This is a genomic window from Streptomyces nojiriensis, assembly GCF_017639205.1.
GTDB lineage: Bacteria > Actinomycetota > Actinomycetes > Streptomycetales > Streptomycetaceae > Streptomyces > Streptomyces nojiriensis.
In genome coordinates this window covers 6,873,761-6,886,544 of record NZ_CP071139.1, presented here as the reverse complement: position 1 = coordinate 6,886,544, position 12,784 = coordinate 6,873,761, and the positions used below count along the sequence as shown (strand labels likewise).

Annotated in this window: 9 protein-coding genes; 5 read left to right on the top strand and 4 right to left on the bottom strand. The window is 71.2% G+C overall.

Annotated elements, in window-relative coordinates; all coding sequences use genetic code 11:
• The first annotated feature begins 79 nt into the window (after window positions 1-79).
• Entirely contained in the window at window positions 80-742 is a 663-nt protein-coding gene (locus JYK04_RS31940; protein WP_007267191.1) for a helix-turn-helix transcriptional regulator, read from the top strand.
• 161 nt (window positions 743-903) lie between these two features.
• On the top strand, window positions 904-2,187 hold the full coding sequence (locus JYK04_RS31935) for an HRDC domain-containing protein (protein WP_189739322.1): 1,284 nt from the start codon (window positions 904-906) through the stop codon (window positions 2,185-2,187).
• Between the two features lie 73 nt (window positions 2,188-2,260).
• Here the strand turns inward: JYK04_RS31935 and JYK04_RS31930 are convergent, their stop codons facing one another.
• Window positions 2,261-3,427 carry an alpha/beta fold hydrolase gene (locus JYK04_RS31930; protein ID WP_189739318.1) on the bottom strand — a complete coding sequence of 389 codons (1,167 nt, stop codon included), beginning with the start codon at window positions 3,425-3,427 and terminating at the stop codon, window positions 2,261-2,263.
• A 315-nt stretch (window positions 3,428-3,742) separates the two neighbouring features.
• Between JYK04_RS31930 and JYK04_RS31925 the strand changes: the two genes are divergently transcribed.
• From JYK04_RS31925 to JYK04_RS31915, 3 genes are all read left to right on the top strand, one after another.
• On the top strand, window positions 3,743-4,969 hold the full coding sequence (locus tag JYK04_RS31925; protein ID WP_189739315.1) for a thiolase family protein: 1,227 nt from the start codon (window positions 3,743-3,745) through the stop codon (window positions 4,967-4,969).
• Window positions 4,966-7,104: a 3-hydroxyacyl-CoA dehydrogenase NAD-binding domain-containing protein gene (locus JYK04_RS31920; RefSeq protein ID WP_189739312.1), complete on the top strand. Its 2,139-nt coding sequence runs from the start codon at window positions 4,966-4,968 to the stop codon at window positions 7,102-7,104. Before JYK04_RS31925 ends, JYK04_RS31920 begins: the two co-directional genes overlap by 4 nt.
• A gap of 91 nt (window positions 7,105-7,195) precedes the next feature.
• Window positions 7,196-8,233 carry an LCP family protein gene (locus JYK04_RS31915; RefSeq protein ID WP_189739309.1) on the top strand — a complete coding sequence of 346 codons (1,038 nt, stop codon included), beginning with the start codon at window positions 7,196-7,198 and terminating at the stop codon, window positions 8,231-8,233.
• 51 nt (window positions 8,234-8,284) lie between these two features.
• Here JYK04_RS31915 and JYK04_RS31910 read toward each other — a convergent pair whose 3' ends face one another.
• The 3 genes from JYK04_RS31910 to dxs all read right to left on the bottom strand — a co-directional run bounded on the left by JYK04_RS31910 (window position 8,285) and on the right by dxs (window position 12,723).
• Window positions 8,285-9,094: a class I SAM-dependent methyltransferase gene (locus JYK04_RS31910; protein ID WP_189739306.1), complete on the bottom strand. Its 810-nt coding sequence runs from the start codon at window positions 9,092-9,094 to the stop codon at window positions 8,285-8,287.
• Window positions 9,095-9,183: 89 nt separating this feature from the next.
• On the bottom strand, window positions 9,184-10,683 hold the full coding sequence (locus JYK04_RS31905; RefSeq protein WP_189739303.1) for an amino acid permease: 1,500 nt from the start codon (window positions 10,681-10,683) through the stop codon (window positions 9,184-9,186).
• 123 nt (window positions 10,684-10,806) lie between these two features.
• Window positions 10,807-12,723: a 1-deoxy-D-xylulose-5-phosphate synthase gene (dxs, locus tag JYK04_RS31900; protein ID WP_189739300.1), complete on the bottom strand. Its 1,917-nt coding sequence runs from the start codon at window positions 12,721-12,723 to the stop codon at window positions 10,807-10,809.
• Window positions 12,724-12,784: the final 61 nt, after the last annotated feature.

Genomic DNA, 12,784 nt, shown 5'->3' with positions numbered 1-12,784 from the left:
GAGTGGGTGACCATCCGCACGGTTCGCACCGGCTTCCTTCCCCGAGCCGGCCGTCCCGCCACTCCCCCAGGAGGCCTAGGTGTCCGTTCTTCTCGAGCAGCCCGCAAGCCTGGTCGCCTACCGCCCGAACAAGCCGACGGCCATGGTCGTCGTGGCCGACCCGCGCGTCCGTTCCACCGTGACCCGCCATCTGTGGGCCCTCGGAGTACGTGACGTGATCGAGGCGTCGTCCATCGCGGAGGCCCGCCCCCGCGTCGGCAGCCCGCGCGACATCTGCGTGGCCGACGTGCACCTGCCCGACGGCTCCGGTCTCACCCTGCTCTCCGAGACCCGGGCCGCAGGCTGGCCGAACGGCCTGGCCCTGTCCGCCGCCGACGACATCGGCGCCGTGCGCAACGCCCTCGCGGGCGGCGTCAAGGGCTACGTCGTCACCGGTACGCGGACCAACATCGGGCTCCCCACCCGGCCCGGCGCCGCCCCCATCGGCGCTGCCGCCGCCCGTATGCACCGCCGCCCCCCGGGTGCCCCGAGCCACCCGGGCGGCTACCGAGAGCTCTCCGGCCGCGAGGTCGAGGTCCTGCGCCTCGTCGCGGAGGGCCAGTCCAACAAGGCCATCGGCGTCTCGATGGGCCTGTCCGCCCTGACCGTCAAGTCCCACCTCGCCCGGATCGCCCGCAAGCTGGGCACCGGCGACCGCGCCGGCATGGTCGCCGTGGCGCTGCGCACCGGGATCATCCACTGACCGCGGGCCGGAGCTCCCGGATATCCGCCTCGGGAGCCGCTGCCGGGGAACCTGCCGGGAGACCCCCGGAATACCCCGGGAAAACTCCCCGCATACCGCTCGCGCCCGTCGACGGAACGTTCCGGCGACGGGCGCGTCGCATACACGGATACCCTTGACCGGTGACCGACGCCCAAGATCCCGCAGCAGACCTGCGCACCACCACCGGGGGCGGCCCCTCGGACGACGTCGTTGTTCCGCCCGGTGGGCTGCCGACTCCCTTGCTGGAGCCCCGCGAGGGGATTCCTCCGGTGGTCGCCGACGCGGATGCCCTCGCCGAAGTGGTCGCGGCCTTCGCCGCGGGCACCGGCCCCGTCGCCGTCGACGCCGAACGGGCCTCCGGGTACCGGTACGGCCAGCGCGCCTACCTGGTGCAGTTGCGCCGCGAGGGCGCGGGGTCCGCACTGATCGACCCGGTGGGCTGCCCCGACCTGTCCGCACTGGGCGAGGCCCTCTCCGGCACCGAATGGATCCTGCACGCCGCCACCCAGGACCTGCCGTGCCTGCGCGAAATAGGCATGGTGCCCACCTCGCTGTTCGACACCGAGCTGGCCGGCCGCCTCGCCGGCTTCCCCCGGGTCGGACTCGGCGCGATGGTCGAGAGCGTGCTCGGCTACGCGCTGGAGAAGGGCCACTCCGCCGTCGACTGGTCCACCCGTCCGCTCCCCGAGCCTTGGCTGCGCTACGCCGCCCTGGACGTGGAGCTGCTGGTGGACCTGCGGGACGCCCTGGAGAAGGAACTGGACCGGCAGGGCAAGCTCGAATGGGCCCGCCAGGAGTTCGACGCCATCGCCTCCGCCCCGCCCGCTCCGCCCCGCAAGGACCCGTGGCGCCGTACGTCCGGCATGCACAAGGTGCGCCGGCGCCGGCAGATGGCGGTCGTACGGGAGCTGTGGGAGTCCCGGGACCGGATCGCGCAGCGGCGTGACGTGTCGCCGGGCAAGGTGCTGGGCGACGCCGCGATCGTCGAGGCCGCGCTCGCCCTGCCGGCCAACGTGCACACCCTGTCCGCCCTGCCCGGCTACGGGCAGCGGATGGGCCGGCGCCAGCTGGACCAGTGGATGGCCGCCGTGGACCGGGCGAAGGCCCTGCCCGAGAACGAGCTGCCGCAGCCCGGGGCGACCCCGGCCGGTCCCCCGCCGCCGCGCTCCTGGGTGGACAAGGACCCGGCGGCCGCGGCCCGGCTCGCGGCGGCCCGTACCGCCGTCTCGGCGCTGGCGGAGGCGCTGAACCTGCCCCAGGAGAACCTGATCACCCCGGACACGGTCCGCCGGCTGTGCTGGGAGCCGCCGCAGCGGCTGCACGCGGACGCGGTGTCACAGGCCCTGGCGGGCTACGGCGCCCGCCCCTGGCAGATCGAACTGGTGACCCCGGCCCTGGTCACGGCCCTGGCCGCGACCGCCTGACCCGGCGGACCCCGATCCGGTCCCACCCGCAGGAGCCCCCGGCCCATGGCCGGGGGCTCCTGCCGTTCACCCCCTAGAGGGTGTCCGTGTAGGCGCCGTCCTCGTCCACGTAGAAGCTGCCCTTCTCCAGGTCGTCGACCTTGCCGTGCTTCAGCCACTGCTTGGACAGCCGGTGCAGGACCTTGGACTGGCGCTCCCAGACCATGGAGTGGCCGGCGCAGGACACCCGGAACATCAGTTTGCGGACCCCGGGGACCGCGTCGTAGAAGGCGGGGACCGAGAAGGTCGGCGAGTTCGCCGTCGCGTCGTGCTCGCCGTAGACGATCATCACCGGCACCTGGTCGCCGAGCACACCGCCGATCGGAACGGTGTCCTGGTTCCAGCCCCACCAGTAGGAGTTGCGGAACCGCAGCACGCCCTCGGGCGATCCGGCCGTCGGGCCGCCCCAGGCCTTGCCGACGGGGTCGACGGCCATGAGCTCCTTCCACACCGCGTCGACCATCCCCGCCGCGCGCTGCTTCGGAGACCGCACCTCCTTGTCCCAGGCGCTTTCGAGGCCGGTCCTGCTGGACAGGTTCATCGGGAAGCCGAACAGGGACGCCGGGGTGGACACGGGGAAGGACGCGACCGGCGCGCCGAAGCTCTTCGGCGGCGCGCTGGCCCGGCCGGCGGGCGGGTAGATCGGCGCGAGGAGGAGCAGGCTCTCGACCTTCCCCGGGTGCTGGATCGCGTACGGCCCGAAGACGAAGGCGGCGGCGGACTGGCCGACGAGCGCCACCTTGGTGACGCCCTTCTTCGCCTTGATGTACTCGACGACCGCGTCGACCTCGCCCCACTCGCTCTCCGAATTGCCCAGCTCGTGCGGGTAGGGCGGGGTGCAGGTGTACGTCAGGGGGTTCGGGTCGAGGATCTCCTGGTGCTGGGGGTTGGCGTTGCAGGGCTTGTCCATCTCCGGACGCGGCGACAGGCCGGAGCCCGTGAGTTCCATGAGGAACACGTCGAACCCGGCCTTGGCCAGGTGCTGCGCCCAGCTGTACTTGCCGCCGTCGTGCTGGAGGTCGAAGGCCACGGCGGACGGGACGCTGCGCCCGTGCAGCATCAGGACGACCTTGCGCTGCGCGTTGGGGCCCGACGGGGTCCCGTCGTACTCCCGTACGTGCAGCCTGACGTTCTGTCCCGCGTTGGCGGGGACCGTCGAGATGTGCGGGACCTTGTGGTCCGTGGGCGTAGTGCTGGCCATTGCTCGCATCCTCCGTCGACCGGGCCGGAGGGGACGCCCCGGCCCGGTCAGGATCGGGACTGCCCGGGGTCGGCGCCACGATCACGGCCGGGGGCCGGGCGCACGTGACCTGAACGGGTTGGCCGGACGGGTCCGATCGGTCGGGGCGCAGGGCCGTGGCGCCGCGGCCCGAGTGTGACCTTCGCCGCTCCTCCGGGAGGGGGTGTGCACATTGGTTACTCGCAAGTAGCATGGTCGGGTGAGCGGGCGCTCAGCAACGTATGCCGAACGCCCCCGCGCGCAGCAGTGCACACCCGCACCTGGAGGAGAGCCAACGTGCCTCGTACCGTCAGGGACGTCGTCTTCGTCGACGGCGTCCGCACCCCGTTCGGCAAGGCGGGCCCGAAGGGCATCTACCACGAGACCCGCGCCGACGACCTCGTCGTGAAGGCGATCCGGGAGCTGCTGCGCCGCAACCCGGACCTGGACCCCAAGAAGATCGACGAGGTCGCCATCGCCGCGACCACGCAGATCGGCGACCAGGGCCTCACCCTGGGCCGCACGGCCGGCATCCTCGCGGGCCTGCCGCAGTCCGTCCCGGGCTACTCCATCGACCGCATGTGCGCCGGCGCGCTGACCGCCGTCACCGCCGTCGCGGGCGGCGTGGCCTTCGGTGCGTACGACGTCGCCCTCGCCGGCGGTGTCGAGCACATGGGCCGCCACCCCATGGGCGAGGGCGTGGACCCGAACCCGCGCTTCGTCTCCGAGAAGCTGGTCGACGAGTCCGCCCTGTTCATGGGCATGACCGCCGAGAACCTGCACGACCGGTACCCGACGATCACCAAGCTCCGCGCCGACGAGTACGCCGTGCGCTCGCAGGAGAAGGCCGCCAAGGCGTACGCCGACGGCAAGATCCAGCAGGACCTGGTCCCGATCTCGGTGCGCAACACCAACGAGGCGGCCGGTGAGACGGGCTGGGGCCTGGTCACCACCGACGAGCCGATGCGCCCGGGCACCACGCTGGAGAACCTGGCCGGCCTGAAGACCCCGTTCCGTACGCACGGCCGGGTCACCGCGGGCAACGCCGCCGGTCTCAACGACGGTGCCACCGCCGCGATCATCGCGTCCGAGGACTTCGCCCGGGAGAACAACCTCCCGGTCAAGATGCGCCTGGTCTCGTACTCCTTCGCGGGTGTCGAGCCCGAGGTCATGGGCTACGGCCCGATCCCGGCCACCGAGAAGGCCCTGGCCCAGGCCGGCCTGACCATCGAGGACATCGGTCTCTTCGAGATCAACGAGGCCTTCGCGGTCCAGGTCCTCGCGTTCCTGGAGCACTACGGCATCGCCGACGACGACGCCCGCGTGAACCAGTACGGCGGCGCCATCGCCTTCGGCCACCCGCTCGCCTCCTCGGGCGTGCGCCTGATGACGCAGCTGGCCCGTCAGTTCGAGGAGCAGCCGCACGTCCGCTACGGCCTGACCACCATGTGCGTCGGCTTCGGCATGGGCGCCACGGTCATCTGGGAGAACCCGAACTTCAACGCCGAGGGAGACTCCAAGTGAGCACCACCGCTGAGCTCCTGAAGGGCGCGGCCGAGCTGTTCCCGGACGAGGTCGTCACGTCCGCGCACGTCCGCCACCTGGACCTGCCGTTCGGCGCCGGGCGCTTCGCGCTCATCACGCTGGACAACGGCTTCGACCACACCAAGCCGACCACCTTCGGCCCGCAGTCGCTCGCCAACCTGAACGCGGCGATCGACCAGGTCGAGCAGGAGGCCATCGCGGGCTCCATCGTCGGCGCGGGCATCACCGGCAAGCCGTTCATCTTCGCGGTCGGCGCCGACCTCAAGGGTGTCGAGCTGCTGAAGAAGCACGACGAGGCGCTCGCCATCGGCAAGGGCGGCCACGACGTCTTCAAGCGCCTCTCGGCACTGGCGGTCCCGACCTTCGCGTACTACAACGGCGCGGCCATGGGCGGCGGCGTCGAGGTCGGCCTGCACTGCTCCTACCGCACCGTCTCGAAGGCCATCCCGGCCTTCTCGCTGCCCGAGGTCTTCCTCGGCCTGGTTCCCGGCTGGGGCGGCTGCGCCATCCTGCCGAACCTGATCGGCGCCGAGCGCGCGGTCTCGGTGATCATCGAGAACTCGCTCAACCAGAACAAGCAGCTGCGCGGCAAGCAGGTCTTCGACCTGGGCATCGCCGACGCGCTGTTCGAGGGCGCGGACTTCCTGGAGCAGTCGCTCCTGTGGACCGCGAACGTCCTGAACGGCACCACCGAGGTCGTCCGCGCGGACATCGACCGCGGCGAGGCCTGGGACGCGGCCGTCGTCAAGGGCCGCGCCATCGCGGACTCCAAGGTGCACGGCGCCGCTCCGGCCGCCTACCGCGCGCTGGAGATCATCGCCGCGGCCAAGTCCGGCGACCTCCAGGCCGGCTTCGACGCCGAGGACACGGCGCTGGCCGACCTCATCATGGGCGGCGAGCTGCGCTCGGGCATCTACGCCTTCAACCTGGTGCAGAAGCGCGCCAAGCGCCCGGCGGGTGCCCCGGACAAGTCCCTGGCCCGTCCGGTCACCAAGGTCGGCGTCGTCGGTGCGGGCCTGATGGCCTCGCAGCTGGCGCTGCTCTTCCTGCGCCGCCTGGAGGTGCCGGTGGTCCTCACCGACATCGACCAGGAGCGCGTGGACAAGGGTGTGGGCTACGTCCACGCCGAGATCCAGAAGCTGCTCGGCAAGGGCCGCATCAACCAGGACAAGGCCAACCGCCTGACCGCCCTGGTGACCGGCGTCCTGGACAAGGCCGAGGGCTTCGCGGACGCGGACTTCATCATCGAGGCCGTGTTCGAGGAGATGTCCGTCAAGCAGAAGGTGTTCGCGGAGGTCGAGGCGGTCGCCCCGGCGCACGCGATCCTCGCCACCAACACCTCCTCGCTGTCGGTGTCGGAGATGGCCTCCAAGCTCCAGCACCCGGAGCGCGTGGTCGGCTTCCACTTCTTCAACCCGGTCGCGATCCTCCCGCTGCTGGAGATCGTCCGCGGTGAGCAGACCGACGACGCCTCGCTGGCCACGGCCTTCGGTGTCGCCAAGAAGCTGAAGAAGACCGCGGTCCTCACCAAGGACGCCCCGGCGTTCGTCGTGAACCGCATCCTGACCCGCTTCATGGGCGAGATCCAGAACGTCATCGACGAGGGCACCCCGGTCGTCACGGCGGAGAAGGCCATCGAGCCGCTCGGCCTGCCGATGTCCCCGCTGGTGCTGCTGGAGCTCGTGGGCCCGGCGATCGGTCTGCACGTCTCCGAGACCCTGAACCGCGCCTTCCCGGAGCGCTTCACCGTCTCCCCGAACCTCGCTGCGGTCGTCAAGGCCGGCAAGCGCGGCTTCTACGTCTACAACGCGGAGAACGGCTTCAAGCCGGAGCTCGACCCCGAGGTCGCCGCCCTCCTGGTGCAGGGCGACTCCGTCCTGACGGAGGAGCAGGTCCGCGACCGCGTCCTGGACGCGGTGGCGCAGGAGATCGGCCTGATGCTGGAGGAGGGTGTCGTGGCCGAGGCCCAGGACATCGACCTCTGCCTCATCACGGGCGCCGGCTGGCCCTTCCACCTGGGCGGCATCACGCCGTACCTGGACCGCGAGGGCGTCTCGGAGCGCGTGAACGGCAAGAAGTTCCTCGCCCCCGGCCTGGCGAGCGTCCCGGCCTAGTCCGGGTCGCAGACGGCTGTTCGAAGGCCGGGCCCGCCTCCTCCGGGGGGCGGGCCTCGGCCGTTCGAATACCTGTCTAAGATTCACCCCCATGACGGAAAAGCACGCGCGGCCCAGACGCCGCCGCCGCATTCTGCGGATCACCCTGCTGCTGGTCGCCGTGCTGATCCTGGGCACGGCCGGGGCCGGCTGGTGGACGTACAGCCACCTCAACTCCAACATCGACAGCGTCGACCTGGACCAGGCGATCGGCGACAACCGGCCCGCGAAGGTCGTCGCGAACGCCCAGAACATCCTGGTGCTCGGCTCCGACTCGCGCGCCGGGGCCAATGGCGATCTCGACCACGGCGATGTCAGCGGTGCCCGCTCGGACACCGCGATGCTGGTGCACATACCCGAGGGCCGGGCCAAGGCCACCGCGGTGAGCATCCCCCGCGACACCCTGATCACCCGGCCCGAGTGCAAGGACGGGGACGGCAAGACGCTGCCGTCCGCCAAGCGGGTCATGTTCAACTCCGTCTACTCGCTCGCCGGCCCGGCCTGCGTGGTCAACACGGTGGAGCAGCTGTCCGGCGTCCGCGTGGACCACTTCGTCGAGGTCGACTTCGCCGGCTTCAAGGGCCTGGTCGACGCGCTGGGCGGGGTCACCGTCACCCTGGACAAGCCGATGAGCGGCGCCAAGGGCGGCCTGAAGCTCGACGCCGGCACGCACCGGCTGGACGGCACCGACTCGCTGAAGTTCGTCCGTACCCGCTACGGCTACGGCGACGGCAGCGACCTCGGACGCATAGGCCTCCAGCAGCAGTTCATGCTGGCGATGCTGTCCGAGATCAAGAAGCAGGACGCCCTCGGCAACCCGGCGCGGCTCTACAAGCTCGCGGACGCCGGCACCAAATCGCTGACCACCGACTCCGACCTCGGCTCGCTCACGGCGCTCGCGGACTTCGCGCAGAGCATGAAGGGCGTGAACCCGGAGACGATGGAGACGATCATGCTGCCGGTCGCCTACGACAAGGTGGACCCCAACCGCGTGATCGTGGCCGAGCCGCAGGCGACGCAGCTGTGGGACGCCATCCGCAAGGACCAGCCGGTCCCGGCCTCGGCGAAGAACTCCCCCGCCAAGGGCTGAGCAGCCCAAGGGGCCCGGGCCCGTGTCAGCCGCCCGGGCCGCGGCCCGCCCTCACCCGGCGCGCCGCCCCCGCACCGCCCAGGCCCGGGCGGTGAGCGCGACGGATCCGTCCGGGCCGCACGGAACGGCCGCACGGAGCGCGCCCCTTACCTTCTCCCGGCCGGCCGCGGACAGGGCGGCGAGATATCCGGGGGCCGGACCCTGCCCGGTCAGGAACGGCTCCCACAGGTCCGCGAAGTCGGCGAACACCAGGGACACCTCGATCGGGGCGAGCTCCACCTCGCCGAGTCCCGCCCCCGTCCACAGCGCGCGCAGGGCGTCCGGACGGCACAGCGGGAAGCGTCGGCGCTCGTCCAGCGCGGCCGCGGACGGGTCCGCCAGGACCGCCGCGCCCCAGAAGAGCCGCAGCAGGTCCATGCCGCCCGCGTAGTCCCACACGTACGCCGCGACCAGGCCGCCCGCGCGGACCGAGCGGACCATCTCGGCGACGGCCGCGGCGGGCGGCTCGAGGAAGTTCAGGGTCAGGCCGCTGACCACCGCGTCGCACGCCCCGTCGCGCACGGGCAGGGCCATCGCGTCCGCCACGCAGACGTGGGTCCCCGCCGTGGCGGCTGCCCGCGCCCAGCCGGCGTACCCCGGTGACCGGTCGACCGCCAGGACCTCACGGGGCCGGCACCCGGCGGCCACCGCGGCCGACAGCCCGCCGGTGCCGCAGCCGACGTCGAGCCACCGCAGCCGCTCCGGGCGGCCGAGCCACTGTGTGAACCGCTCCGCGACGGGGCGGCTCCACCGGCCCATGTACCGCTCGTAGCCGGCACCGGCCGTCCACGCGTCGAACCGGTGCTCCTGGCTGTGCGTCATGGCCGCCTCCAGGTCCGGGACCCGCGGCGAGGGCCGTACGGGTGGTCCGTACGGCCCTCGCCGGTCCGCCGCGGCGGACGGGTCGGCGGCTAGAACTCCGCTTCCTGGCCGACCTTGTGCAGACGGCTGTTGCGGTAGCCGTAGGAGAAGTAGACGATGATGCCGATGGCCATCCAGATGCCGAAGCGCAGCCAGGTCTCGGCCGGCAGGTTGAGCATCAGCCAGAACGAGGCCGCGATCGACACGATCGGCACGAACGGCACCCACGGGGTCCGGAAGGCCCGGTGCAGGTCGGGGCGGCTCTTGCGGAGGATGATCACGCCGAGGGCGACCACCACGAAGGCGAACAGGGTGCCGATGTTCACCAGTTCCGCGAGGGTCTCCAGGCTGGTGAAGCCCGCGACGACCGCGATGATCCCGCCGAGCAGCATGGTCGCCCGGTAGGGGGTGCGGTACTTCGGGTGCGTCACGGAGAAGACCCGGGGCAGCAGTCCGTCACGGCTCATCGCGAAGAACACGCGGGTCTGACCGAGCAGCAGGATCATGCACACGGTGATCAGACCGACGGACGCGCCCAGGCTGATGGCACCCGAGAAGAACGGCTGGTTCACCGATTTGAAGGCTTCGGCGAGGGGCGCGGTCGGGGACATCTCCGAGTACTTCTGCATGCCGGTGACCACCAGGGTCACGGCGACGTAGAGCACCGTGCAGACCAGGAGCGAGCCGAGGATGCCGCGCGGCATGTCCCGCTGGGGGTTCTTGGTCTCCTCGGCCGCCGTCGCCACCACGTCGAAGCCGATGAAGGCGAAGAAGATGAGCGAGGCCGCCGTGAAGATGCCCATGACGCCGAAGTTCGTGGGCTCGTAGCCGAAGAGCAACTGGACCAGGGGTGAGTGCCAGCCGCTGACGCCCTCGGCCTGTGGCTGGGCCGGCGGGATGAACGGCGAGTAGTTGTCGGCCTTGATGAAGAACAGGCCCGCGATGATGACCAGCAGCACGACCGTGACCTTGATGGCGACGACGACCGCGGTGATGCGGGCCGAGAGCTTCGTCCCGACGACCAGGATCCACGTCAGCACCAGGACCAGCAGGAACGCCAGCAGGTCGAAGTGCCCGCCGGCATCGGGGCCGGACAGGGAGGTCGGCAGGGTCCAGCCGAGGTTGGTGTCCATGAGGTGGCGCACGTACCCCGACCAGCCGACCGCGACGACGGCCGTGCCGAGTGCGAACTCCAGCACCAGGTCCCAGCCGATGATCCAGGCGGGCAGCTCTCCGATCGAGGCGTACGAGAACGTGTACGCCGATCCGGCCACCGGGACGGTGGACGCGAACTCGGCGTAGCAGAGCGCAGCCAGGGCGCAGACGATGCCCGCGGCAACGAAGGCCAGGGCGGTGGCGGGACCGGCGTTGTTCCGGGCGGCGATGCCCGTGAGGACGAAGATGCCGGTGCCGATGATGACGCCCACACCGAAGACCGTGAGGTCCCAGGCGGAAAGCGACTTCCGGAGCGCGTGTTCCGGCTCCTCCGTGTCGCGGATGGACTGCTCCACCGTCTTGGTACGGAATGGGCTGTTCAGATCCTTGCTCACCGACGCCTCCGAGAGGTGACGACGCACGAACGGGCCGGGAGGCCCACTCCTCAAGAGTGATCTCCCGGCCCGTGACGTGCAACCGCGCGGCGATCTACGAACGGCGCGCGCGGCGGTTCCGCACTAGTCGACGGCGGCGGCCGGCTCGCTTTCGTAGCGGCCGTCCAGCTTGGCGACCAGGCCGGTGACCTGCCGGGCGATGTCCGGCGCGGTCAGGCCGATCTCGGCCATGATCTCCTTGCGGAGGGCGTGGTCGAGGAAGCGCTGTGGGATGCCGAAGTCACGCAGCGGTACGTCGACACCCGCGTCCCGCAGGGCCTGCGAGACGGCGGCGCCCACACCGCCGGTACGGCCGTTGTCCTCGACGGTGACGACCACGCGGTGCCGGTCCGCGAGCGGGGCCAGGGCCTCGTCCACGGGCTTGACCCAGCGGGGGTCGACCACGGTCGTGGAGATGCCCTGCTTGTCCAGCAGGTCGGCGATCTCCAGGCACATCGGGGCGAGCGCACCGACCGAGACGAGCAGTACGTCCGGACGGGTGACCTCGTCGGCCGGACGGCGCAGCACGTCCATGCCGCCGATCCGGCCGACGGCCGGTACGGCCGGGCCGACGACGCCCTTGGAGTAGCGCACGACGGTCGGGGCGTCCTTGACCTCGACGGCCTCGCGGAGCTGGGCGCGCAGCTGCTCGGCGTCGCGCGGCGCGGCGAGCCGCAGGCCGGGGACGACCTGCAGGATGGACATGTCCCACATGCCGTTGTGGGAGGCGCCGTCGTCGCCGGTGACACCGGCGCGGTCCAGGACGAAGGTGACACCGCACTTGTGCAGGGCCACGTCCATCAGGACCTGGTCGAAGGCACGGTTGAGGAAGGTCGCGTACACCGCGAAGACCGGGTGGACCCCGCCGGTGGCCAGGCCCGCCGCCGAGGTGGCGCCGTGCTGCTCGGCGATGCCCACGTCGTAGATCCGGTTCGGGAAGGCCTCGGCGAACTTGTTGAGGCCGACCGGGTGGAGCATGGCGGCGGTGATGCCGACGATGTCCTCGCGCTCGTGGCCGAGCTTGACCATCTCGTCGGCGAAGACGGAGGTCCAGCTGGCGGCGGCGGTCTTCACCGGCAGGCCGGTGTCCGGGTGGATCACGCCGACCGCGTGGAAGCGGTCCGCCTCGTGCTCCAGGGCCGGGGTGTAGCCGCGGCCCTTCTGGGTGAGGCAGTGCACGATGACCGGTCCGCTGAAGCGCTTGGCGCGCTGCAGGGCGGACTCCAGGGCCTCGATGTCGTGGCCGTCGATGGGCCCGATGTACTTGAGCCCGAGGTCCTCGAACATGCCCTGCGGGGCGATGAAGTCCTTGAGGCCCTTCTTGGCACCGTGCAGGGTCTCGAAGAGCGGCTTCCCGACGACCGGGGTGCGCTCCAGGATCTCCTTGCCGCGGGCCAGGAAGCGCTCGTAGCCGTCCGTGGTGCGCAGGGTCGCCAGGTGGTTGGCGAGGCCGCCGATGGTGGGGCCGTACGAGCGCTCGTTGTCGTTGACGACGATGACCAGCGGGCGGTCCTTGGCGGCGGCGATGTTGTTCAGCGCCTCCCAGGCCATGCCACCGGTCAGCGCGCCGTCGCCGATGACGGCGGCGACGTGGTGGTCCTCGCGGCCCAGCACCTCGTTGGCCTTGGCCAGGCCGTCGGCCCAGCCGAGCACGGTGGAGGCGTGCGAGTTCTCGATCACGTCGTGGTCGGACTCGGCGCGCGAGGGGTAACCCGACAGGCCGTTCTTGGTGCGCAGGCCGGCGAAGTCCTGGCGGCCCGTGAGCAGCTTGTGGACATAGGCCTGGTGGCCGGTGTCGAAGAGGACCTTGTCCTTGGGCGAGTCGAAGACCCGGTGCAGGGCGATCGTCAGTTCGACCACCCCGAGGTTGGGGCCGAGGTGCCCGCCGGTCTTGGAGACGGCGTCGACGAGGAAGGACCTGATCTCGGCCGCGAGCTGGTCGAGCTCCTCCTGGCTGAGCCGGTCCAGATCGCGCGGTCCCTTGATGCGGGTCAGCAGCACCCGTGCCTCCTTGCAGTTGCTTGCTGGTCTGTCGAGTCTAATGTTCCGTCCCCGGGCACGG